This window comes from Bacillus sp. BC08 (assembly GCF_054326875.1).
In genome coordinates, this window is record NZ_JBTGPA010000024.1 from 98,010 (window position 1) to 123,306 (window position 25,297).

Consider the following 25,297-nt stretch of genomic DNA (forward strand, 5'->3'; position numbering starts at 1 on the left):
TAAGCATAAAAAAAAAGCTAGAAGAGACTCACATCTCTTCTAGCTTTTTATACAAATGATAAAATCCATATTTCGCCGAACGTTCCCTAATTTGTTGACGACTTCCACTTAAATTAAGAGGAAAGACTACAGTTGGTTCATCCTTAATCGCCAATCCAACGAATACTGTTCCCGGCTCCTTATGCTCTGAAGCATCAGGTCCTGCTACCCCAGTGAAACTGATTCCGATATCCGCTTTTAATAAGCCCTTAACATTTTCAGCAAGATAACGAGCACATTCTTTACTTACTGCACCATCAGTAGATAACACTCCCTCAGGTACATGTAAAACATGTTGCTTCACATCATTATGATAACAAATGACACCGCCTTTAAATACTGAAGACACACCAGCACTTTCTGTTACTTGATTCCCGAAGAGTCCACCGGTTAAACTTTCTGCACATGCTAAAGTTAATTCTTTTTTCTTCAATAACTCTATCGCCTTATCATGCAGAAACTCTTGATCATACCCGTAGAAAAATTCTCCTACTCTTTCTAAAATCAAATCTTCCATATGCTGAATGAGTTTCGCCGCTTCATCAGCATTTTGATGTTTGGCAGTTAAACGTAGTGTCACTTCTCCATCATTCGCAAGGGGGGCGATTGTCGGATTCGTTTGTCCATCAATTAAATCTTGAACTTTCACTTCTAATTGAGATTCCCCAATCCCGAAGAAGCGAAGCACACGAGAATAAATGTTTTCTCCTGTTGTAAAGTTACGTAAAAAAGGCTCTACATAACTTATATACATCGGCTTCATCTCTTTCGGTGGTCCTGGTAATAAAATATAAACTTTCCCGTTCTTATTTAATCCCATACCAGGTGCCATGCCGTGATCATTCGCAAATACAGTTGCTCCATTCAAAACGAGCGCCTGCTTTTTATTATTCTCTGTGAACTCGCGACCTGTACGCTTAAAGTACTCGCTGATCGATGCTAATGCCAGTTCATCATACACTAACTCTCCACCCAAACTAGAAGATATCGTTTCTTTCGTCAAATCATCTTTTGTCGGGCCTAACCCACCTGTGAAAATAAGCATGTCAGCACGTTCTTCCGCAACTTCAATCGCCTGCTGTAATCGCTTGTTATTATCTCCAACTACAGTATGGTAGTACACATTAATTCCAATTGAAGCTAACTTTTCAGATAAAAACTGGGCATTTGTATTTGCAATTTGTCCAAGTAATAATTCAGTTCCAACCGCAATAATTTCAGCATTCATCCCAATTCCCCCATAAACTTCTATTTTGAGTTTACAAAAGCAGCTCTATTTTTCCAGAAATAATCCCACCCTGAAATAACAGTAAAGAATAACGCAATCCATATAAAGATATCAGCAACTGGGATATGGATTAAATTTAAAGGTACATCGTGTAATAAATACGCTGCAATCGCAATAATTTGTGTCCACGTCTTAATTTTTCCTAACTGATTTGCTGCCACTACTTCTCCTGTTCCAGCAAGTACAAGGCGTAAACCTGTTACTGCAAACTCACGGCTTATAATTACAATAACGATCCAAGCAGGTACGTATTGCATCTCAACTAACGTGATAAGTGCTGCTGAAACAAGTAATTTATCAGCTAACGGATCAAGGAACTTCCCTAAATTCGTTACAAGATTATACTTTCTTGCGTAATATCCATCAATCCAATCTGTAGCCGAAGCAATAATAAAGATAAGTGCCCCTACTAAATGTTGAATTGGTAAATCAACATCACCAATTGTGTATGAACCCCAATCAAAGGGCGCTAACATAATTACCATAAAAATTGGAATTAAGAAGATTCTAGATATTGTAATTTTATTTGGTAAATTCACAGCTATTCCTCCATCATATCAAAAACATTTGTTCATTGAAAAAAGTCATCGCAGCGATGACTGTTATTGTGCAGGTTGCTCTATCCCTTGGTTTTTTATCACCAATCTTTGGTGAAGTTCTTTTCCTGTATCCAATGGGTAAGCGACCACTTGGCCATTCAGTTTAACTTCAACATTCGTTGCATTTCCAATATTAAGTCGCACTTCTTTTACTGTTGATACATCATGTTTTTCTACTTGGCCCTCTTGTACTGTAGTGTTTAGAATTACTTTACCAGTATCATCTTGAACATTTACATAACTCGCACCTTTACCCGATATTTCCAGTTCTAATGTTTTATTATTATGAATTTCCAAAGTAGATACTATACCAGTTGTTCCAACTACTTTCACTTCTTGTTGTCCAGTTGTCTGTGCTGGTTGTTCCTCTTTCTTTGGCTCTTCTTTCTTTGGTTCCTCTTTTTTCGGCTCTTCCGCTTTTACTTCATCTTTCTTTGTATCTAACGGAGAGTTTTCTGCTTTTTTAACTTCAATTTTCTCACTTTGAGCGTTCGGAACTTTCTCATCATCTTTTCCAGTTAACGCTTGGAAAACAAACCAAATTACCACTCCAAATGCGATTACTAACAACGCAACTAAAATTTTCGGCATATGATCTGCAATTGGCCATGATGAAGATTTTTGCATTGTTTCTTGTGTTTTTTGTCCTGTTGATACTTGTGGAACATCGCGTTTTTCAGATTGTGGTATCGTACTCTGATATTCTACAAGCAGTTCTTCTCCATTTAATCCAACCGCATCTGCGTATTGTTTAATGAATGCACGCGCATAAAAAGCTCCTGGCAATACATCATAATTGCCTTCCTCAATCGCTACTAAATGGCGTTTTTGAATTTTTGTAATCTCATGCAGCTGATCAATAGACAAGCCTTTCGTTCCTCTTGCTTCTTTCAGCTTTTGTCCTAATTCTGTCACTACTAACACCTCAATATTTCTTTAAAAGTCAAACATAGAGAAATTATTTTGCGTACCTTGCTCAATTTCATCTACTAAATTATATTGAATTTCTTCATCATAATCGTTACGCAACTCGATAATATAATCAAAATCATCCAATGTGTATTCTGACTGACTCACAAATACGTCAGGATGTTCCACAACTTTCGTTGCAGGTAATCTCATAATTTCACGAACAAGCTGCCAATGCCTTTCGTTAGCACGCTTTGTTGACACGATCCCATCTAAGATGAAAATATTGTCGTCGCTATACTCATCTTCAATCAATTGACTACGAACAGTTTGCTTAATAAGAGTAGATGATACAAATAACCATCTTTTATTTGCACAAACACTTGCAGCAACAATGGATTCCGTTTTTCCGACACGAGGCATTCCTCGTATCCCGATTAGTTTATGACCTTCTTTTTTCATGATTTCAGCCATAAAGTCTACAAGTAACCCTAATTCATCACGTACAAATCGAAATGTCTTCTTATCATCTGCATCTCGTTGTATGTACCTACCATGTCTAACCGCTAGCTTATCTCTTAGCTTTGGCGGACGATATTTCGTTACCGTTATGTTATCCATCGTATTTAAAATTGATTCAAGTCTAGAGATTTGCTCTTGATTATCACACATAAGAAGTAATCCACGTCGTGCATTATCTACACCATTAATTGTGACAATATTAATGCCGAGCATACCGATTAACGAAGAAACGTCACCAAGCAAGCCAGGTCGGTTTTTATGTATTTCATATTCAAAATACCATTCAATCATCCAAGATCACTCCCCTTGCTTACTTTACACCTACGTACTATATTATATGATTTCACCTTAATAGGGAAGCTAAATGTATAATCTAACCCGCGTTATTATTATACAAAAAAAATAGAGAGGAGAATCTCCTCTCTATTTTTTACTTATGCTGTACAAACTTCACCATTAAGTTTGCGATTGTATGTTGCTCTTGTTCATCAGCAACTTTCCAAAGCTCAGACAATAATTTCTCTTGATCGTTGCGCGCTTCTACTTCATTTGCTAAATAATCTCCAACACGAAATGCCATATCTGATACAGCACCGCCATCAAGACCTTTTCCTGATGCCTGTTCTAATCGTTCTCCTAAAAAGCTCTTCCATTGATCAAAATTATCTAAAACTGACATGTGTAAGCACCTCACTACTTAGTAATAGAATCATGCTTAATTTGTACAGTTTTTTATTTTTTATGTAAGAAATTTTTAGCAATGCCAACCGCCGTTCACTCCGATAATTTGTCCAGTTATGTAAGATGCACCTGGCGATACGAGGAATGACACTGTTTTCGCTACTTCTTCTGGTAATCCCAACCTGCCTAACGGAATCTCTTCAGCAATTCCATTCTTATCCTCTTCTGAAAATACATGTAACATTTCCGTTTCAATCGCACCTGGTGCCACCGCGTTAACCCTTAATCCACTTAATGAAACTTCTTTTGCTAAAGCTTTCACATATGAATTTTGTGCACCTTTTACCATCGAGTAAAGCACTTCACATGATGCACCAATTTGGCCCCATATAGACGAAATAAGTACAATATTACCGCTTCTCCGCTGAATCATAGATGGCAATGCCATTGATAATAGTTTATAGATACTCTTCACCTGAAGTTCTACCATATAATTCAATTCATCGTTCGTTACATCTGTTACGAGTCCAAATATACTCTTCCCAGCTGCATATACGATAACATCAAGAGGCTGTTCAATTTGTTCCCACAATTGCTCTGCTCCATCAGCAGAAGCTAAATTCGCTTGAACAGGAATTACTTCACCCCACTCTTTCTGCAACTCATTCACTTTCTCTTCACTGTTATTATAATGAACATATACTGTATATCCATCTTGAATTAATTGTTTTGAAATAGCAGAGCCAATCCCTCCGCTCCCTCCAGTTACTAATGCATACTTTTTCATATAATTCCTCTCTTATCTCAGCAAAATCTTTATCCTACAAATAAATAATACCCTCATCTTACAATTTATCAATGATAAGATGAGGGTATTATTATGAAACCTTTTATTTCTTCGGTAAAACCTGACAAACGCTCATTCTTTCTTCTGATAATAATGTTTTCGCTACTTCTTGTAAATCTTGAACAGTTAACCCTTCTAATACCGTCAATGCTTCAAACAGACTCGATTCATTAAACGCATATCGTGTAAACTGATTTGCAATATATTCCGGTGAATTCAAGGAGCGTAAAAAGCCACCTATTTTCTTTTTCTTTACCCGTTCTAATGCCGCCTCATCTAATTGATCATAATTTGTATTTAATAAAATACCTTTCAAACGCTCTTCCAGCTCATCAGGTTGCTTCGTATCGCCGCCAACCATTGCAAAACCGAAGTTATTCTCTTCCGTATAATCATACGAGAACGAATCATCAATAAGCCCTTCGTTATATAAAGATTCATAATGAACGGAGCTTTTTCCAAATAAATAATCTAAAAGTAACGTAAGCGCAATTTCTTGTTTTAAAAGGGCTTTCCCTTTTTCTTTTAAATTTGTCGCCTTAATACCCACTAAACATTTCGGTGTTTGTACAGGCATTGAAATAATTTTCTTCTTTTCATTTACCTCATCTGGTTCTTCTTCAAATGAACGTACAATTTCTGGTTGGTTTTTATAGTCTTTTTTCGCTTGATTTTCACGTACTAAATCCATTGTTTTTTCTGGATCAATTGCGCCCACAACAAATAGTAACATATTGCTCGGATGATAAAATGTTTCATAACATTCATATAATAGGTCTTTCGTAATTTTACTAATAGACTCGATTGTTCCTGCAATATCAATTTTAATTGGGTGCTTTACAAACAAGCTATCAATTAAACCAAAGTATAAGCGCCAATCTGGATTATCTTGATACATTTGAATTTCTTGCCCAATAATCCCCTTCTCTTTTTCAACTGTTTTTTCAGAGAAGTAAGGCTCTTGTACGAAGTTTAGCAATGTATTTAAATTTTGTTCTACATTTGATGTACATGAAAAAAGGTACGCTGTTCTTGTGAAAGATGTGAAAGCATTTGCCGATGCTCCTTGTTTACTAAACAATTGAAAAGCATCATGATCTTCTTTTTCAAATAATTTATGCTCAAGAAAATGAGCAATCCCATCAGGCACACGAATCATTTCTTCTTTACCTAATGGTACGAATGTATTATCCATAGAACCATATTTTGTCGTAAACGTTGCAAATGTTTTATTAAATCCTTGTTTCGGTAAAATATATACATCTAATCCATTAGGAAGTTTTTCATAATAGAGTGTCTCTTTTAATTGCTCATAAACAATTTTCTCCATTTATTCTCCCTCCGTTCCTTGTAAAAAGTAAATTGTATCTAGTTCAATATTTTTAGCAACTTCCACAATCTCTTCTTTCGTCACACTTTCAATACCTGTAAGCCATTCTTCAACCGGACGCGTACGCTCTGAAATAATACCATGATACAGCATTTCCACAAATCCACGCGGTGTATCAATCGCCTCTAATATTTGATTTTGAATAACACTTTTCGTTTGATGCATCTCTTCTTCAGAAAAATCACCATTTTGCATCGCTAACATTTGTTCTTTAATAATCTCAACAGCTTTTTCATAATTTTTCGCTTCAATTCCTGACATGACAAACAATAAGCCTTTATGACTTTCAAAACGAGATGCTGCATAGTACGCTAAACTATTTTTTTCACGAACGTTAACGAATAACTTCGAATGAGAAAACCCTCCAAAAAGCCCATTGAACAATTGCAGTGCAAAATAATCTTCGTCTTTATACGTAATAAACGTACGATAACCGATGTGTAATTTACTTTGTTTTAATTCTTGTTTTTCTACAACTTCTTTTTCTTCATTATTTCTCTTATGAAGAAGTACATTTCTTTCTCTCGCAGGACGCGCTGAAATAGAAAAATACTTACTTACAAGATCAACTGCGTTTTCTGAAATATCACCAATAATGTATAGATCCATTTCATCTTCTGCTAACACTTTTTGATAATATTGATACAAACTTTCATTTGTAATAGAAGAAACACTCTCTTTTTTCCCATTTGCACTTAAACGATACGGTTCTACTTTACACATTTCTTCAACTAAACGCTCGTTTGCATAGCGCATTTTATCATCATACGTAGCTTCAATTCGTTGCAAGAGCGCTCTTTTTTCACTTTCTACGATAGAAGGTAGAAAACCGTTCCCCTCTGTCGCTGGATGTAATACTATATCCGATAACATAGAAAGTACTTTTTCAAATAACGGTGGTGCATCATGTAAATATACTTCATTTGCAATGTCCACATAAATAGAGATGATATGGTCTTCTCCTTTTTTACTTACATCTACTGCCAAAGAAGATCCATATAATTCTTCTAAATATTGACGAAGACGAATTACAGAAGGAAGCTTTTCTGTCGCACTTTGCAATACGTATGGCAATAGAGCACGCTCTGTCACCGTCTCCTCATTTAAAGGTGCTTTCAAACGAAATACAAAAGTATTTGTTTTATATTTATCTGTTGGAATAATATGTACTCGTAAACCACCTAACTCATGTAACTGTTGTTCCATTAGTTTCATTTATAGCCCTCCTTTACGTATGTAGGAATATTCCTCTTCAATATACAGTTTTTAGAAATGAAAAATCAAATTTTCTTCCTCACTATACTTACATTAGGTTCTTTCTAAAAACTTTCATTTGTAAGGAACATCGTAAAATTCTGTATTAAATATAGTCTATGTAAAAAAGCCCGCACTAATGTGCGAGCTTTTTTATACTTATCGTTTTCCTTTTTCATAAGGAGTTCCTAACGCTTTCGGAGCTTCAGAACGACCTACAAAACCAACAAGTGCTAATATTGTAAATACATACGGTAATATCGTTAAGAATACACTTGGAATTTGATCTAATACAGGAATTGTTCCACCTGTTACACTTAACGATTGTGCAAAACCAAAGAATAGCGCTGCACCTAATGCACCTAGTGGATTCCACTTCCCAAAGATCATAGCAGCTAACGCTAAGAAACCTTGTCCAGTAATAGTTGCCCCTGAGAAGTTATTAGAAATTGACATTGCAAAAATTGCTCCACCAATTCCAGCAAACACACCTGATATACAAACGCCAATATAGCGCATTTTATATACGTTAATCCCCATCGTATCAGCTGCCATTGGATGCTCACCAACCGCACGAAGACGAAGACCGAACGGTGTTTTATAAATAACATACCAAACAACGAATGCTAAAATAATAGCAATATACGACGTTATCGGTACGTTCGAGAAGAATATCTTTCCTAAAACCGGAATATCCGAAAGGCCTGGAATATCAATCTTTTCAATACGGTACTGAATAAAGTCAGTCTGTCCTTTATCAAAAATCTTCTTAATTGCAAATACTGTTAATCCAAGAGATAAGAAGTTAATCGCTACACCACTTACAACTTGATCCGCTCGGAATGTGATAGATGCTACCGCATGAAGTAATGCAAATAATCCACTACCAATTGCTGCAAATAATAACGCAATCCACGGAGTCATCGTTCCCCATGTATCACCCATTAATAAGTTTGTAACAACTCCAATAAATGCACCAAATAGCATTAGTCCTTCTAATCCGATATTTACAACACCTGATCGTTCACTAAATACACCACCTAGTGCTGTAAAAATTATAGGTGCTGATGTATATAACGTACCCGTCACAAGAATGGCTAATATATCTAAAAAGCTCATTTATTTCCCCTCCTTGCTCATGCGTGTAAGCGCCCATCTTAACACATAACTACATGCAACAAAGAAGATGATACATGCAATAATCACATTAATAAGCTCTGATGGTACATCTGCCTCAAAGTTCATTTGAGGGGAAGCACTTTTCAAACCACCAAATAATAAAGCTGAAAGGATAATACCAAACGGATTATTCCCCCCAAGTAAAGCAACGGCAATCCCGTCAAATCCTACTCCTGTAAACGAAGACATTGCTGTCATACTTTGGAATGTTCCTAACCCTTCCATCGCACCACCAATCCCCGCAAATGCACCAGCAATTGTCATAGAGAATACTACATTGCGAGAAACTTTCATACCAGCATATTGGGAAGCATGTTGATTAAATCCTACCGACTTTAATTCATACCCTAAAGTTGTTCGATCTAATAAGAACCACATTAAAATAGCGATTAAAATTGCTACAACAATTCCCCAGTGAAGGCGCGAACCATCAGTGATGGCAGCAAGCCAGTCTGAAGATAATGACGCACTCGCTTTGATGTCGTACGTTTTATCATTACCCTCGTGCAAGAAACGCTTAATAATGTCATATGTTACGTATAACGCAATATAGTTCATCATAATTGTTACAATAACTTCATTAACTTGAAATTTCCCCTTTAAATATCCAGGGATGAAACCCCAAATTCCACCTACCAATGCTGCAAATAAAATAGATAACGGAATGTGAAGAACAGCTGGTAGCGAAACTGCATAACCGAACCAAACTGCTGCAAGCCAACCAACTAGTAATTGACCCTCTACCCCGATATTAAATAAACCTGTACGAAATGCAAACGCCACTGATAAGCCGGCAAGAATAAGTGGGATCATTGTACGAAGCGTTTCACCTATTGCACTTGGGCTACCAAACATTCCTGTCCAAAGTGCACTATAACCAACAATCGGATCATAGCCACTAACTAGCATTACAATTGCTCCGACAAGTAAGCCGAAAATAACGGATAGTACTGGGACTAAAATATTTATCGTTCGTTCTGTTAAAAGTTTTTTAGCCATTTGTACCCACCTGCTCCTTCTTTGTTCCTCCAGCCATTAACAATCCAAGCTGTTGTTCATTCGTTTCTTTCGCATCAACAATTGCTACAATTTTCCCTTCATAAATAACAGCAATTCGGTCACTAACATTTAAGATTTCATCTAACTCTAAAGATAAAAGTAATACACCTTTTCCTTTATCCCTCTGCTCTATTAATCTCTTATGAATAAATTCAATTGCTCCTACATCTAAACCACGTGTTGGCTGTGCCGCGATTAATAAATCTGGATCACGGTCTACTTCACGTGCAATAATTGCTTTTTGTTGATTCCCCCCAGATAAAGCACGCGCTAACGTTTGCTCACTAGGTGTACGTACATCAAACTGTTCAATAAGTGCCTTTGCTTTTTCTGTAATTTTACTAAAATTTAAAATCCCTTTCTTTGAAAACGGATTTTTATAGTACGTTTGCAGCACTATATTATCTCTAACAGAAAAATCAAGAACAAGGCCGTGTTTATGACGATCTTCTGGAATATGACCAATTCCTTCTTCCGTTATCCTTCTAACAGGCCAATTTGTTATTTCTTTTCCTTTAATTGCAATAGAACCTGACTCAACTTTTCGTAAACCAGTAATTGCTTCTATCAATTCACTTTGTCCGTTTCCATCAATCCCTGCAATTCCAACAATTTCCCCCGCACGAACAGTTAAGTCAAGGCCTTTTACAGCAGGTAGTTGACGTGCATCGTGAACAACAAGATTTGCAATTGAAAGTACCTCTTCTTTTGGCTTCGCGTCTATTTTTTCTGTTTTAAAATTCACTTGACGTCCGACCATTAATTCTGCAAGTTTATTTTCATCCGTATTTGCAACGTCAACCGTTCCAATCCCTTTTCCTTTACGAATAATCGTACAACGATCGCAAACTTCCATAATTTCTTTCAACTTATGTGTAATAAGAACAATAGATTTTCCTTCTTGTACAAGCTTTTTCATAATTTGAATTAGCTCATGAATTTCTTGCGGTGTTAACACAGCTGTCGGTTCATCAAATATTAAAATTTCTGCACCACGGTAAAGTGTTTTTAAAATCTCAACACGCTGCTGCATACCAACTGAAATATCCTGTATTTTCGCATATGGATCTACAGCTAATCCGTATTGTTCAGACAGTTTTTGAATTTCTTTAGCAGCTTCCTCAACAGCAATTTTCCCTTTTTTCTTCGGTTCATTTCCGAGAATAATATTCTCTGTAACTGTAAAATTATGAACAAGCATAAAGTGCTGATGAACCATTCCAATACCAAGATCATTTGCCACATTTGGATTGGTAATGTTTACAGACTTTCCTTTAATTTTAATTTCACCTTGTTCCGGTTGATACAAACCAAATAGTACATTCATCAATGTGGATTTCCCTGCACCATTTTCTCCAAGTAAAGCATGTATTTCTCCCTGCTTTACTTGCAGCGTAATATCATCATTCGCTACAATGCCTGGGAATACTTTCGTAATGTTATTCATCTCAATTACGTATTCCATTGTGTTCCTCCTTTTAACAGGGAACATTCCCCTATTACACTATTAACTTATTAAGCAATTTGGAAGTTTTATACATACAAAGGTTAGTTCTATGAACTAACCTTTGCTATTTCTCTATTTATTTTTTTAGAGAAGCTTCATATTCTTTATACTCTTTATCTGTAGCTGGTACTTTAATTTCACCATCTGTAATTTTCTTTTCAAACTCTTCTACTTTTGTTAAAATTTCAGGGTTAACTTTTTTCACGTTGTCAGTTGTTTTTGCAATACCAACACCGTCATCTTTTAAGCCAAACGCTTCTACTTTACCGCCTTTTAATTTACCATCTTTCGCTTCTTGTGCTACTTTTTCAACAGCGATATCTACACGTTTTACCATTGAAGTTAATGTTACGTTTTCAGGCATACCTTCTTGGTTTTGGTCACGGTCAACACCGATTACCCAAACATTTTCACCTTTTTTCTTACGGTTTTTCGCTTCAGTGAACACGCCGTTACCTGTACCACCAGCAGCATGATAAATTACATCTACACCTTGACCATACATTGCTGACGCAAGAACTGTACCTTTTTCAGGTTTATCAAATGCTTCCGCATATTCAGATACGATTTCAATGTTTGGATTTACTGCCTTTGCACCGGCTTTAAATCCATTTTCGAATTTACTAATTAAATCACTCTTCATTCCACCAACAAATCCTACTTTATTCGATTTTGTTGACATAGCTGCTACCGCACCCACAAGGAATGATCCTTCATGATCTTTAAATGTAATACTTGTTACGTTTGGTGCATCTACAACAGTATCAACGATTGCGAATTGTTGTTTTGGAGATTCTTTTGCAACTTCTTTAATTGCACCTTCTAATTTATAACCGATTCCGAAAGATAAATCATACTTATCTTTTGAAAATTTCTTTAAGTTCGGAATATAATCTGCTTCTTTTTCAGACTGTAGGTAACGATAATTTGTTTTTTCCTTTAATCCATTATCTTTACCAAACTTTTTCAAACCTTCCCAAGAAGATTGGTTGAATGATTTATCATCAACGCCCCCAACATCTGTTACCATACCAACTTTGAATTCTTTATCTTCTTTCTTGTCACTACTCGCCTTATCCGAGTTACCACATGCACCTAAAACCGTGCTTGCTGCTAATGTTAATGATAATAAAAGACCTGTTTTTTTCTTCATACTAGAAACCCCTCCTGAAATTATATATATCTCTTTATTCTTACGCTGCTGTCCCTAACTTCTTGCTGTCACCTCCCTAAAATGGAACTTACCTACATACGTTTTCTTAATACGTGGAAGCTAAACTTGTCAGCTCTAAAGTAATTGATAGAATATAAGATTGGCTCATCATTTTGATCATAGTGCATTTGTTTTAAAACTAGCAGTGCTGTTTCTGGTTCACATTCTAAAATCGGTGAGATTTTCGGATGATAGCCAATTGGCTCAATGTGTGCAACCGCGTATGTGATACGTTTATGCGTATTGTTATGTATCACTGTAAGCAATGATTCTTCGTTGTATCCCGATAAATCCGGCAAGATTTCTTTTGCAAGTTTATCGATACAATATACAACAGGTTCCCCATCTGCTGTACGCACACGCTCAATCATTACTGCATTAAAACCATCGTCACTATTAAATTTCTCTTTTTCTTCTTCTGTTAAACTTGTTGTAGACGATGATAGAAAGATAGTTCCTGGTGTTTTCCCCACACTAGAAATCATATCTGTAATGCTAGAAAGTTGTTCAATCCCAGAAGAAAATAACGGCTTTGCATTTACAAATGTCCCTACACCATGTCTACGAATGACAACATTTTCTTCTTCTAAAATACGCAGTGCTTCCCTTAAAGTCGCCCTACTTACACCAAGTTCTTTCGCTAAATCAAACTCTGATGGTAACTTCTGTCTTTCCTTGTAAGCTCCATCTTTAATTTTTTCTTTGATGTGATCAATCACCCGTAAATATAGATGACGACTATCGGATTTTACTGACATAAGACTCCCCCGCATTTCAATTATTCGACCTCTGATGTAAGACTTCTTTTCTCTTTTTTCAACTTACAACATAATAAAAATTGCTAAATACTAAAAATAAGCTTAATTGTCGAATAAATATTAATAATTTTTTAAAATGAAATTTTCACTCTTTACTGCATAAAAAAAACTTTGCACCATAAACATTCCTCATTTCGAGAAAAAGTTCGGCACAAAGATCTCTTACATCCTTTGTTACACACTTTTCCCCTCATAGTCCAGCAATTCATGGTTGCCGGGTAGAAACTTATGGACCTTATCTCCAAGATTATATGAGGCAGTGATTCTTTTCGAAGTAATCTTACCACTTGCTCCCATACGTGTCAACAAAATTTAACATTTTTCTACATTAAATATCGAACGTTCACAAAAAACCATACCAAAGTATTCGTATTCTAAAGAATCGCTTTGAATGTAAGCCCTTTCTTTACTATTTAATATAGTATATAACAAAAACAGCATATAAAAAAGCCTAATTGTAAAAACAATTAGGCTTTTTTTATGAACTTTTTTCTTGTACATCATTAATGAGCACTTCTCGTGGTTTACTACCTTCATACGGACCTACTACACCATTCATTTCCATTGCATCAATTAAACGGGCAGCTCGCGTATAACCTACCCTAAACCTACGTTGCAACATAGAAACAGATGCTGTTTGCATTTCCACTACGAGCTGAACTGCTTCATCGTATAATTCATCTTCTACTTCCTGCTTCGTATCAGGAACATCTTGCGGAATCATATCTTCTTGATATTGCGCTTTTTGCTGACCAATAACATATTCTACAACTCTCTCAACTTCATCATCTGATAAAAACGCACCTTGTACACGTACAGGCTTCGATGCACCAATTGGTATAAACAGCATATCTCCACGACCTAGTAGTTTCTCTGCACCACCACCGTCAAGAATTGTACGAGAATCCGTTTGAGAAGATACAGCGAATGCAATACGTGATGGAATATTCGCTTTAATAACTCCCGTAATAACATCAACCGATGGACGTTGCGTTGCAATAATTAAATGAATACCAGCCGCACGAGCCATTTGTGCTAAACGCATAATTGCATCCTCTACATCCGATGAAGCAACCATCATTAAATCTGCTAACTCGTCCACAATGACTACAATATAAGGTAATTCCGGTTGTTTCGCTTCCGACTGACTATTATGTTCTTTAATATGATCATTGTATCCTTCAATATTACGCGTGCCACTATGAGCAAATAACTCATAACGACGCTCCATCTCGCTCACAACTTTTTTCAAAGCTTGTGATGCTTTTTTCGGATCAGTTACAACTGGTGTTAATAAATGAGGAACACCGTTATATACATTTAACTCTACCATTTTCGGATCAATCATCATTAATTTTACTTCGTGTGGTTTTGCACGCATTAAAATACTAACAATAATACCGTTAATACATACACTTTTCCCGCTACCTGTTGCACCAGCTACTAGTAAATGGGGCATTTTATTTAAACGCGCTAATACAGCTTCACCTGTAATATCTCGTCCAAGACCAATTAACAATTTCTCTTCCGGATGATTATTAGCCTTAGAATCAAGAACTTCTCGAAGCGTTACCATAGAAACTTCTGAGTTCGGAACTTCAATCCCTACAGCTGATTTCCCGGGAATAGGTGCTTCAATACGAATGTCTTTCGCAGCTAAAGCAAGTGCTAAATCATCACTTAAACTAACGATTTTGCTTACCTTTACTCCCATATCAGGATACACTTCATATTTTGTAACAGCAGGACCTCTATGTACTTTTGTTACTTTCGCTTTCACTCCAAAACTTTGGAATGTACGTTCTAATTTACGAGCATTCTCATAAATTTCTGCATTTTCATTTGTAACTTGCTTGTTCTTAGGAAATTTCAATATATCAAGTGCAGGAAGCTTATAATCTTTATTTTCTACATTTGAAAATTGCATAGGAGGTGCTTGTGTTTCACTCTCTAGCGATTCAACGATTTTTTCTCCACGCTTTTTCTTAGATTCTTCAACAGGCGGAGCCTCTTCAATAGACGGTGAAGTTATCAACTCTACTTCCTGTTCTTCACTAACTCGTTTATTCTCTTCTTCATTTACTGGATAATTCTCAGTGAAATTTGAAATAATGGGAGGATCAATTGAGATTTCTTCCATCGGCTCAATAATCTCTTCTTGTTCTGCAGCACGTTTGCTCCTTGTGCTTCTCGTTGTTTTTTTCTTTTCTGTTTGTTCAGCCGTTCTTTTGGATCTCCAATCTTTATAATCCCCTTGCATTACTTCAAATTGACTTCTAAGGATTCTCCCTACAGGGGCAAGTACTTCCCCAATATGCTTATTTGTTATACAAAGTATGCCGAGAATCACTAAAATAATTCCAATAATATAGGCTCCTACTTCATCAAATAAGAAGTAACATGTCGCGAACATAAGCGCACCAAACATACCACCGCCTAAATGAACGCTATCTGGACCCTTTTTCATTTCAAGAAAGAAGTTATCTTTTGTACTCACAATAACAGAAGTATTTTGCACTGCTCCATCTTTCGTAAGAAGGTTAAATAATGTAATATGACTAAACATTAATATCGCCAATACTATTAAATAAAAACCGATTAACCGTTTATTTAAAAGGTTCGGCCATCCGCGTTTGATAACAAACGAAACCGATAAAGCTATTACACCTAACACACCAATTATGTACCACTCACCAAAGAAGAAGCGAAAAAATAACACAAACGATTTCCCTACAACACCTAGCTGTAAAATCGTAATGATTGAAAGTGCAAAAAGAGTTAAACCGACGATTTCATAATACAAAGTTGGCTTTATCGTGCGTCTTGCTTTTGCCTTCGTCCCTCTTTGCTTTTGTTTTGCCATTTCTTCACCTCGTGTTCTACATGTAAATAGAGCCTCCTGAAAAAAGCTCTACTTATATGTCTGTTTTCTCTATTTTTTCAGGTCTTATATCTTCTATTTTTACACTTCTTGTAAATTGTTAAATAAACAGAAGAAAGCAGCCCTCTCATGGCTGCTCAACCGTCTTGTTTTTTATATTATACCATAGCTTCTAAACAAAATCCTTCTTTTTGCTAAAAGGTTATTTTCTGGCCAGGCTCAAACTCTAAGTAGTGAAGCGGATCCGTACTTAGCACACGTACAATAGAATAACACCCATGTTCTTCTTCCGAAACCATTAACTCAACACCGTTTATATTTACAACTTTTTGACTTTCACATTGCGAATAATCGGCTGGATAGACAAGTTGCTCTGGCATAATTGTATATAAAATCATTGTAACATTGTCCCTTCTGCACTATCATCCATGCGGGCATCTATTAATTCATTCAGTTTTCGAATCGCATTTCCAATACCACCCACATCATCTATAAGACCATATTTCACTGCATCTCCGCCAATTACATTCGTCCCAATATCTCGCGTCAAATTTCCTTTCGCAAACATAAGCTCTTTAAAACGATCTTCCGTTACTTTCGAATGCTTCGTCACAAATCGAATGACTCTTTCTTGCATTTTATCTAAATACTCAAATGTTTGCGGCACACCTATAACAAGACCTGTTAGACGAATAGGATGAATTGTCATCGTCGCAGTTTCCGCAATAAATGAATAGTCCGTAGAGACAGCAATCGGTACACCGATAGAATGTCCTCCGCCTAAAACAAGTGATACTGTTGGCTTTGAAAGCGAAGCTACCATCTCAGAAATTGCTAACCCTGCTTCAACATCACCACCAACCGTGTTTAATATTAAAAGTAAACCTTCAATTTTCGGATTTTGTTCTATCGCAACAATTTGCGGAATGATATGCTCATATTTTGTTGTTTTATTTTGCGGCGGCAACTGAACATGACCTTCCACCTGTCCAATGATTGTTAAACAATGAATACGCGATTCATTCATTTGTGGTACATTTGTTTGTCCAAGCTGTTGAATTTTTTCCACTATTGAAGCTTCTTTTCCAGTTTCTTTCGGCTCGGCCTCTTTCTCTTCATTTGTATAACGATCGCGTTCTGTCATATCGCATCCCCTTTCACTCGTATATCACTATTATTTCTTAAGTTATAAATTTCATTCGATAGAGTTTAAAAAGAAAAAAAGATCACCCGTAAAGGTGACCTTTTTTAAACTTCCATAATAATCGGTAAAATCATAGGTTTTCTCTTCGTCTCTTCGTACAAGAACTGTCCTAATAATTCACGAATATTTTGTTTTAACATAGACCATTCAATTGAATATTCTTTAATTGATTGCTCAACAATCATACGTACAATCTCTGTAGAGCGGTCAATTAACGCTTCTGATTCACGTACATACACAAAACCACGTGAAATAATTTCTGGACCAGAAACAATTTTCTTTTCATCCTTACCAAGTGTTACAACAACGACTAATATTCCATCTTGAGATAACATTTTTCTATCTCGAAGAACGATATTACCAACGTCACCTACACCTAATCCATCAATTAATACATTGCCCGCTTGCACTTTACTAACTAAGTTCGCTTCATCGTCACCAAAACCAATTACATCGCCTTTTTCTACGATAAAGATATTTTCTCTTGCAATACCTACATCTTCAGCTAAATATGCATGTGCTTTTTGCATACGGAACTCACCATGTACGGGTACAAAATATTTCGGTTTCATTAAATTTAACATTAATTTTAATTCTTCTTGGCTACCATGACCTGAAACGTGAACTTTTCTTTCACCGTAATAAACAACTTCAGCTCCCGCTCTAAATAGCAAGTCAATAATTTTTGATACAGATATTTCATTACCCGGAATTGGAGAAGCCGCAATAATAACCGTATCACCTTTACGAATTGAAATTTGTTTATGAGCTTGCTTCGCCATTCTAGAAAGGGCCGCCATCGGTTCACCTTGGCTACCTGTCGTTAAAATAGCTACCTTTTTCTCTGGGAAATTGTCTACTTCTTGTAGTGAAATAACCATACCTTCTGGAACATCTAAATAACCAAGACGTCTTGCGATATCTACTACTTTCACCATACTACGTCCTACAACCGCTACTTTTCGTCCTGTTTCAGCAGCTGCATCAAATACTTGTTGAATACGATGTACATTCGATGCAAATGAAGCAACGATAATACGTCCTTCTGCGCCGTAGAACACTTTAGAAATTTCTACACCAACTTCTTTTTCAGAACCTGTATAGCCTGGACGCTCAGCATTTGTACTATCAGATAATAAGCACAGTACGCCTTCATTTCCGATTTGTGCCATTTTCCCAAGATCTGCTCCACTATTTCCAATTGGAGTTTGATCGAATTTAAAGTCTCCTGTATATACAATCGCACCTTTTGATGTATGGAAACAAACACCAACAGAATCTGGAATACTATGTGTCGTTCCAAAGAATGAAACCGTTGTAGTATTAAACTCCACTGTTGAATTTGAATCGATTGTTTTTAAGTCTACACGGCCTAACATACCCGCTTCGCCAAGTTTTTCTTGTATAAGTCCTACTGTTAATTTCGTTGCATACACTGGAATAGATAATTTACGAAGTACGTAAACAATACCACCGATATGATCTTCATGACCGTGAGTAATAAATAAACCTTTTACTCGCTCTTGGTTTTCCACTAAATATGTAATATCAGGAATAACGATATCAATTCCAAACATTTCATCTCCTGGGAACATTAACCCTGCATCTACAATAAAGATTTCAGAATCAATTTCAACACAGTACATGTTTTTCCCGATTTCACCTACTCCACCAAGAGCAAATACTTTAACAGACTCATTCTCTTTTCTCTTCATGTTGTTGCCTGGTTTAAAAATCTTTCAAACACTGATTTCACTAAAATCGCAGAGACACCAGGGGAAACTCTACAACCACCATATATTCACCGTCCAAGACGAATGTCCTTACCGTTATGCGATATCATGTCCTTGTTTATTTTTTAAACCAGGTTTCACCTCTCTTTCATTATATAAATCAAATATCTTATTCGATATGATATGAAAATGTAATCAAATTATAATTTTTACCAATTTTGCTAAGCATACCCGTACTAAGCTACTTAGCCATATTATACCTGATACAAGAAATAGAACACAAGTTAAATCGTGCGAAAGAATAGGTAAAAGAACGGAATTATAACAAAAGTATCGGACATATTTCCTTTATATTTACTTCGACTTTATACTCCATATTATTTTGAAGAAATATCCATACATACGCTAAATTAATTTCATAATATGGAGTTTCAAGACTTATTTTTCTAGAATTGAACAAAAACACTTACAAAATGGAGTTTTTTTATGAATTACGTCACATTTGAGGGGATTTCTCTAAAAAACAGAAGCGGTGTTTTATTTCGTTTATACAAATGTTTATTCTATAATAACTGTAATCTTTTGATTCATTTAAAGGTGTACAATTATTTTCTTATACATGTTGTAATACATAAAAAGCGGTTAATAATCTTATAAGTATTCATGTAGGTGAAAAAAGAGTGGTAAAGATTTTCATACCATAAAAAAATGACCTAGTTCTACACTAGGTCATTTTTTATTAACGAGGGATAGATTGCATGACAGATTGTAACGTTACTCTTTCTTCCTCTGTTAATGGAAGAAGTGGTAAACGTACAGAACCTACATCTAATCCAACCATTTGTAACGCTGTTTTTACTGGCGTTGGGCTTGGCGCCATAAATAATGAATCCGTTACTCTTACAAGTAATTGATGTAATTTTTGCGCCTTCTTAAATTCTCCTGCTTGGAATGCTGCAATCATTTCTTGCATTTCATTTCCAATCACATGAGATGCTACAGAAACGATACCTTTCGCTCCAACTGCCATAGCTGGTAACGTTAAACCGTCATCACCGCTGTATACTGCAAAGTCGTCCGCTGTTTTTTCAATGATTTCTGTCATTGTTAACACATCGCCGCCTGCATCTTTAATTGCAACAATGTTTTCTATTTCTGATAAACGAACAACTGTATCAACGGAGATTTGTACAATAGATCGTCCTGGAACGTTATATAGCATAACCGGAAGCGGCGTACTTTCAGCAATTGCTTTGAAGTGTTGATACATTCCTTCTTGACTTGGTTTGTTATAATACGGTGCTACTAGCATTACTGCATCAACACCAACTTCTGTTGCCTTTTTAGTTAAGTCAATAGAAGCATGCGTATTATTACTACCTGTTCCAGCGATTACGGGCACCCTTTTATCGACAACAGATACGACATGGCGATATAACGCTACTTTTTCTTCTGAAGTTAATGTAGGAGATTCGCCTGTCGTTCCTCCTACCACGATTGCTGTTGTACCGTTATCTATTAAATAATTTACCAATTTCGTTGTCTTTGCAAAATCGATATTTCCGTTTTTATCAAACGGAGTTACCATCGCGGTTGCAATTGTCCCAAAATCTATCATGGTCTCACTCCTTATTGTTCCAGTTGCTTTTCTTTTGAAAGCTCAAACGCACTATGTAATGCATTTACAGCCTCCACTAAATCAGTTTCTTTTACAAGAACCCAAATTGTCGTATGGCTATCTGCCGATTGCAGAATTTGAATACCTTTTTCCGCTAAAGCTGTAACGATTTTCGCAGTAACACCTGGGTACCCTGCCATTCCAGCTCCTACAATAGATACTTTTGCACAATGCTCTGTCACAATTGGCTCATATCCAAGGTTTTTTAATAATTCAACTGCATGACTTGATACACTATCACTCACCGTATAAGCTACGCCAGTAGGTGAAATGTTAATTAAATCGACACTGATTCCTTCATTCGCCATTTCTTTAAACACATGCTGTTGTAAATCATATGCTGTTTCTTTTGCCAGCACTTTAATTTGCGTCACATTTGATACATGAGCGATACCTGTAACAGGACGTTCTTCTACATCACGGCCTTTTGTCGCACCGTCCGATGCTGAAATAAGCGTACCTTCACTATCAGAATACGTAGAACGTACACGAAGTGGTACTTTGGCATGCATCGCAATTTCAACTGCACGTGGATGAACGACTTTTGCACCTTGATATGCCATGTTACAAATTTCATTGTATGTTACCGTTTGAAGATGACGTGCATCTTTTACAATACGAGGATCCGCAGTCATAACACCTTCTACATCTGTAAAGATATCAATAAATTCAGCATGAAGCGCAACACCTAATGCAGAAGCTGAAGTATCGCTACCTCCGCGTCCAAGTGTTGTCGTATCACCTTTTTTTGTTTGTCCTTGGAATCCTGTAACGACGATTACATCTACATTTTCTAGCTCTTCATGTATACGATCACAGTTCATTTCAATAATCTTAGCATTTGTAAAATCATCATTTGTTACAAAACCAGCTTGTGCACCATTTAATGCCGCTGCTTTTATACCGCTCTCATTTAGCATGTTAGAGAAAACGATTGCTGAGATTAATTCTCCGCATGACAATAATAAATCTTGCTCACGATTAGAAATGTGAGATTCCTCTTGATTTACAAGACTTAACAAAGTATCAGTTGCATATGGTTCACCTTTACGGCCCATAGCAGATACGACAGTAACTACTTTATAACCCGCGTCTAGCGATTTTTTTATATGATGAAGCGCATGCTTACGTCCATTTTCATCACGTACGGATGTGCCACCAAATTTTTGAACAATAATTTTCATATTTTGCACCTTCTCTTAGCCGTTTACACTAATTGTAATTTTACTAAGCGCTCTGCAATTTGAACAGAATTCCATGCAGCGCCTTTTAATAAGTTATCAGATACGACCCAAAGATGGAATCCTTTATCGTTATTTAAATCTTTACGGATTCTTCCAACGAATACTTCGTTTTTACCTACTGCAGTAGCTGGCATTGGATATAACTGCTCCTCTGGGTTATCTTCTAGAACGATACCTTCTGCATTTGCAAGTAAGCTCTTGAATTCTTCTACTGTTACGCCTTCTTTTTCTACTTCGATGTAAACAGACTCAGAGTGACCTGATACAACTGGTAAACGTACACATGTTGCCGCTACTTCTAATTCAGGCATATGCATAATTTTTTTCGTTTCATTAATCATTTTCATTTCTTCAAACGTAAATCCATTATCTTGGAATTTATCAATCTGTGGAATCGCGTTGAAAGCAATTTGGAAATGTTTCTTATCACCTGATACAGGTAGAACATTTGCCTTCACTTCTTCGCCATTTAAGATTGCTTGTGATTGTTCATGAAGTTCTTCAATCGCTGCCGCACCAGCACCTGATACAGCTTGATATGTGGAAACGATTACTCGTTTTAAACCATATTGCTGACGAACTGGCTCAAGAGCTACTACCATTTGAATTGTAGAACAGTTTGGATTTGCAATAATACCATTATGTTCTTTTAAGTCGTTTTCATTTACTTCAGGTACAACAAGTGGCACGTTTTCTGTCATACGGAATGCACTTGTATTATCAACAACAATCGCACCGCGCTTTGCTGCTTCTGGCGCTAATTGTTTTGATACAGATCCACCAGCACTAAATAGTGCGATATCTACTCCTTCAAAACTTTCAGGAGTTGCCTCTTGAACTATAAATTCTTCGCCTTTAAATACAAGTTTCTTACCTGCAGATCGTTTAGATGAAAGTAACGTTAACTTCCCGATTGGAAATTCTCGTTTCTCTAAAGTATTTAACATTTGTTCACCAACTGCGCCGGTTGCTCCAACTACAGCGACATGAAAAGTTTTTTGCTTTTCCATCACTATGCCCCTTTCTAGATACCAATCCTTCTATAACTTAGAATCAGAAGGAGTATACAATACCCCTTCTAATCTTAATAACGTTAATTTTATCATATTCTACAGTAAGAATGATGGTTTCATCAAAAATTGTCCGTTTTTTTTCGTTTTTTAATTCATATATCTGAATTTTCCTACGACAACCGATTGCAATTGCTTTCCTTGCAATGCTTCTAGTTCTGTATCTTCCAGTAACTCCATATGAGTTACCATTGAATTCGTTTTTTCTAGTGCGTCTTGGCCGAGCTGGACGAAGTAGCTATTTTTGTAGCCTTTAGGCATCAGGGTGATGACAATATAAATATGTCTTTTTTCTTCTATTTATATCTATAAACACACTAGCTTCTACTGCTTCAAATCCATCAGCTAATAATAATAAAATCTTTTTCATCGTAAATCGCTTCCTGATGTCCTTATTTTATACAAATATAGAATATTGATAAATAAGTTCAATAAGGATATTTAGTTGTTTGACTTTATTATATAAAGAATTTTGGTTATTTTATTTTACAAAAAAAGGTTGAATGATTTATGGATTAAATCGACAAAAAATCGTGGGATTATTGCCGTCAAATGCAAAAATCCCAACGGAAAATTTAGCAGAAGCTGTTCACTTATCTTCCCCGTCAGTAACTGAGCAAGTACGGAAGTTAGAGGAGAAACAAATTATTGAAGACATGAAAAGTTTTTGCTTTTCCATCACTATGCCCTTTCTAAATATCAATCCTTCTATAACTTAGAATCAGAAGGAGTATACAATACCCCTTCTAATCTTAATAGCATTAATTTTATCATAATCTACTGTAAGAATGACGGTTTCATCAAAATTGTCCGTTTTTTCGTTTTTTAATTCATATATCTGAATTTTTCCACGACAACCGGCTGCAATTGCTTTCCTTGCAACGCTTCTAGTACTGTATCCTCTAATAACTCCATACGAGCTACCATTGAATTCGGTTTTTTCTCTGGTGCATCTTGGCCGAATGGGACGAAGTAGATGTTTTTTGTGGCCATTAGGCGCATGAGGTTTACGCCAACAAGGTAATAACAACATAAATAAATATTTTTTATTTCCTATTATATGTATTAATCTGAAAAATAAAAGAACGACCCTTATGAGTCGTTCTTTATCACTTTATTATAATCCCCTGCGATATAAACGATTCTTGCTTCTCCTTAGAATCTATATCTTTAGCATATACCGATACATTATAATTACCGTTCTTATTCGGCGTATACTTAAACACATTTGTTTCACTATAATCTTGTACCATTTGCCATTTGTCATCTTCTTTTACCCAAAATTGATATACTGGTTGACTACTTCCTGTTGCTTCGGCTGTAAATGTTATTGTCTGACCTAATTTTGGACTTTCTACATCTTTTGTTAACCCTACACTTGTAACTTTTTCCTGTTCCTTTACCTTGAAGCGTTGTACTTTATAAGATTCTTGTTTCACTTTGGAATCTATCGCTTTTGCGTAAACTGATACATTATACTGTCCAGTTTTATTTGGTTTGTATGTAAATGTATTTATTTTACTATAATCTTGTACAACTCTCCATTTGCCATCTTCCTTCACCCAAAATTCATATACTGGTTGACTACTTCCTGTTGCTTTTGCTGTAAAAGTTATTGCCTGACCTAATTTTGGACTTTCTACATCTCTTATTAACTCCACTTGATTCACTTGTCCTTCCACTTTTAAAGTCCCCGGTGCATATTTATCCCAATTGCTACGTATATTTAATTTATTTCCTGCACGGTCCGTTATACTTATCAGATTATAACTCCATTCCCCACTCTCTGAAAAATTCTGGTATATCGATAATTGTTACCCGTCAGCCTTTCTTATCCCGTTCACGAAGAAATACATTTATACTTTTATTTTTTGATGGATTACTAGTAGAATAATTTTTGATAAAACATTTCTCTTCATTATAAAATTTTTTGACCATTTAACCACCTACATCATTATATTCCAACAATGTAAATATTAAAATATAAATCTATAGTTTCTTTTTCATTAGATAGAATCACTATAGACAAATAAAAACATGTCCATATTTTTATTTATAAACAATAAAGAACGACCCTTATGAGTCGTTCTTTATCACTTTATTATAATCCCCTGCGATATAAAAGATTCTTGCTTCTCCTTAGAATCTATATCTTTAGCATATACCGATACATTATAATTAC

General features: G+C 36.0%; 21 protein-coding genes, 4 pseudogenes and 1 riboswitch. Of the genes and pseudogenes, 1 reads left to right on the forward strand and 24 read right to left on the reverse strand.

Annotated elements, in window-relative coordinates; genetic code table 11:
- Positions 1-28 precede the first annotated feature (28 nt).
- From cinA to ACXVYO_RS06225, 22 genes and pseudogenes are all read right to left on the reverse strand, one after another.
- Complete coding sequence (gene cinA, locus ACXVYO_RS06120; RefSeq protein WP_458466323.1) at positions 29-1,267, reverse strand: competence/damage-inducible protein CinA; 1,239 nt, start codon at positions 1,265-1,267, stop codon at positions 29-31.
- Between the two features lie 20 nt (positions 1,268-1,287).
- Positions 1,288-1,866 carry a CDP-diacylglycerol--glycerol-3-phosphate 3-phosphatidyltransferase gene (gene pgsA, locus ACXVYO_RS06125; protein ID WP_001052972.1) on the reverse strand — a complete coding sequence of 193 codons (579 nt, stop codon included), beginning with the start codon at positions 1,864-1,866 and terminating at the stop codon, positions 1,288-1,290.
- A 63-nt stretch (positions 1,867-1,929) separates the two neighbouring features.
- Entirely contained in the window at positions 1,930-2,841 is a 912-nt protein-coding gene (locus ACXVYO_RS06130; protein WP_458466324.1) for a helix-turn-helix domain-containing protein, read from the reverse strand.
- Between the two features lie 21 nt (positions 2,842-2,862).
- Positions 2,863-3,648 carry a DUF3388 domain-containing protein gene (locus ACXVYO_RS06135; RefSeq protein ID WP_000574107.1) on the reverse strand — a complete coding sequence of 262 codons (786 nt, stop codon included), beginning with the start codon at positions 3,646-3,648 and terminating at the stop codon, positions 2,863-2,865.
- A 139-nt stretch (positions 3,649-3,787) separates the two neighbouring features.
- Entirely contained in the window at positions 3,788-4,036 is a 249-nt protein-coding gene (locus ACXVYO_RS06140; RefSeq protein ID WP_000114455.1) for a DUF3243 domain-containing protein, read from the reverse strand.
- A 75-nt stretch (positions 4,037-4,111) separates the two neighbouring features.
- Complete coding sequence (gene ymfI / locus ACXVYO_RS06145) at positions 4,112-4,825, reverse strand: elongation factor P 5-aminopentanone reductase (RefSeq protein WP_088023188.1); 714 nt, start codon at positions 4,823-4,825, stop codon at positions 4,112-4,114.
- 103 nt (positions 4,826-4,928) lie between these two features.
- Positions 4,929-6,215 (reverse strand): EF-P 5-aminopentanol modification-associated protein YfmH, encoded by a 1,287-nt coding sequence (gene yfmH / locus ACXVYO_RS06150; protein ID WP_071721407.1) that lies wholly within the window; start codon positions 6,213-6,215, stop codon positions 4,929-4,931.
- On the reverse strand, positions 6,216-7,490 hold the full coding sequence (yfmF, locus tag ACXVYO_RS06155) for an EF-P 5-aminopentanol modification-associated protein YfmF (protein WP_458466325.1): 1,275 nt from the start codon (positions 7,488-7,490) through the stop codon (positions 6,216-6,218). It lies immediately after the preceding gene.
- Positions 7,491-7,688: 198 nt separating this feature from the next.
- Positions 7,689-8,648, reverse strand: coding sequence for an ABC transporter permease (locus ACXVYO_RS06160; RefSeq protein ID WP_062923045.1), 960 nt, complete (start codon positions 8,646-8,648; stop codon positions 7,689-7,691).
- Entirely contained in the window at positions 8,649-9,707 is a 1,059-nt protein-coding gene (locus ACXVYO_RS06165) for an ABC transporter permease (RefSeq protein WP_001085261.1), read from the reverse strand.
- Positions 9,700-11,232, reverse strand: coding sequence for an ABC transporter ATP-binding protein (locus tag ACXVYO_RS06170; protein WP_000456925.1), 1,533 nt, complete (start codon positions 11,230-11,232; stop codon positions 9,700-9,702). Before ACXVYO_RS06170 ends, ACXVYO_RS06165 begins: the two co-directional genes overlap by 8 nt.
- 118 nt (positions 11,233-11,350) lie before the next feature.
- A complete protein-coding gene (locus ACXVYO_RS06175; protein ID WP_132131188.1) occupies positions 11,351-12,427 on the reverse strand; it encodes a BMP family lipoprotein in 1,077 nt (358 codons plus the stop codon).
- Positions 12,428-12,519: 92 nt separating this feature from the next.
- Positions 12,520-13,245, reverse strand: coding sequence for a GntR family transcriptional regulator (locus ACXVYO_RS06180; protein ID WP_061678186.1), 726 nt, complete (start codon positions 13,243-13,245; stop codon positions 12,520-12,522).
- Positions 13,246-13,478: 233 nt separating this feature from the next.
- A riboswitch (purine riboswitch) is annotated at positions 13,479-13,580 on the reverse strand.
- A gap of 203 nt (positions 13,581-13,783) precedes the next feature.
- Positions 13,784-16,168: a DNA translocase FtsK gene (locus tag ACXVYO_RS06185; protein WP_458466326.1), complete on the reverse strand. Its 2,385-nt coding sequence runs from the start codon at positions 16,166-16,168 to the stop codon at positions 13,784-13,786.
- A gap of 212 nt (positions 16,169-16,380) precedes the next feature.
- Positions 16,381-16,584: a YlzJ-like family protein gene (locus ACXVYO_RS06190; protein ID WP_000605020.1), complete on the reverse strand. Its 204-nt coding sequence runs from the start codon at positions 16,582-16,584 to the stop codon at positions 16,381-16,383.
- Positions 16,581-17,330: a translocation-enhancing protein TepA gene (tepA, locus tag ACXVYO_RS06195; protein WP_073516071.1), complete on the reverse strand. Its 750-nt coding sequence runs from the start codon at positions 17,328-17,330 to the stop codon at positions 16,581-16,583. Before tepA ends, ACXVYO_RS06190 begins: the two co-directional genes overlap by 4 nt.
- A gap of 104 nt (positions 17,331-17,434) precedes the next feature.
- Positions 17,435-19,105: a ribonuclease J gene (locus tag ACXVYO_RS06200; RefSeq protein ID WP_458466327.1), complete on the reverse strand. Its 1,671-nt coding sequence runs from the start codon at positions 19,103-19,105 to the stop codon at positions 17,435-17,437.
- 757 nt (positions 19,106-19,862) lie between these two features.
- Positions 19,863-20,741 carry a 4-hydroxy-tetrahydrodipicolinate synthase gene (dapA, locus tag ACXVYO_RS06205; protein ID WP_000564777.1) on the reverse strand — a complete coding sequence of 293 codons (879 nt, stop codon included), beginning with the start codon at positions 20,739-20,741 and terminating at the stop codon, positions 19,863-19,865.
- A gap of 11 nt (positions 20,742-20,752) precedes the next feature.
- A complete protein-coding gene (gene dapG, locus ACXVYO_RS06210) occupies positions 20,753-21,985 on the reverse strand; it encodes an aspartate kinase (protein WP_458466328.1) in 1,233 nt (410 codons plus the stop codon).
- A gap of 23 nt (positions 21,986-22,008) precedes the next feature.
- A complete protein-coding gene (gene asd / locus ACXVYO_RS06215; protein ID WP_458466329.1) occupies positions 22,009-23,055 on the reverse strand; it encodes an aspartate-semialdehyde dehydrogenase in 1,047 nt (348 codons plus the stop codon).
- 150 nt (positions 23,056-23,205) lie between these two features.
- Positions 23,206-23,361 (reverse strand): annotated as a pseudogene (gene spoVFB / locus ACXVYO_RS06220) (dipicolinate synthase subunit B); the annotation flags it as partial.
- A gap of 55 nt (positions 23,362-23,416) precedes the next feature.
- A pseudogene (locus tag ACXVYO_RS06225) lies at positions 23,417-23,485 on the reverse strand (DJ-1/PfpI family protein); the annotation flags it as partial.
- Between the two features lie 133 nt (positions 23,486-23,618).
- Between ACXVYO_RS06225 and ACXVYO_RS06230 the strand changes: the two are divergent.
- Positions 23,619-23,768, forward strand: a pseudogene (locus tag ACXVYO_RS06230) (winged helix-turn-helix transcriptional regulator); the annotation flags it as partial.
- Between the two features lie 172 nt (positions 23,769-23,940).
- On the opposite strand, the pseudogene spoVFB (ACXVYO_RS06235) reads toward ACXVYO_RS06230, so the two are convergent.
- Together spoVFB (ACXVYO_RS06235) and ACXVYO_RS06240 are read right to left on the reverse strand one after the other, a co-directional pair.
- A pseudogene (spoVFB, locus tag ACXVYO_RS06235) lies at positions 23,941-24,135 on the reverse strand (dipicolinate synthase subunit B); the annotation flags it as partial.
- 89 nt (positions 24,136-24,224) lie between these two features.
- Positions 24,225-24,797, reverse strand: a complete 573-nt coding sequence (locus tag ACXVYO_RS06240) for a triple tyrosine motif-containing protein (RefSeq protein ID WP_458466330.1) — start codon at positions 24,795-24,797, stop codon at positions 24,225-24,227.
- Between the last annotated feature and the right edge of the window lie 500 nt (positions 24,798-25,297).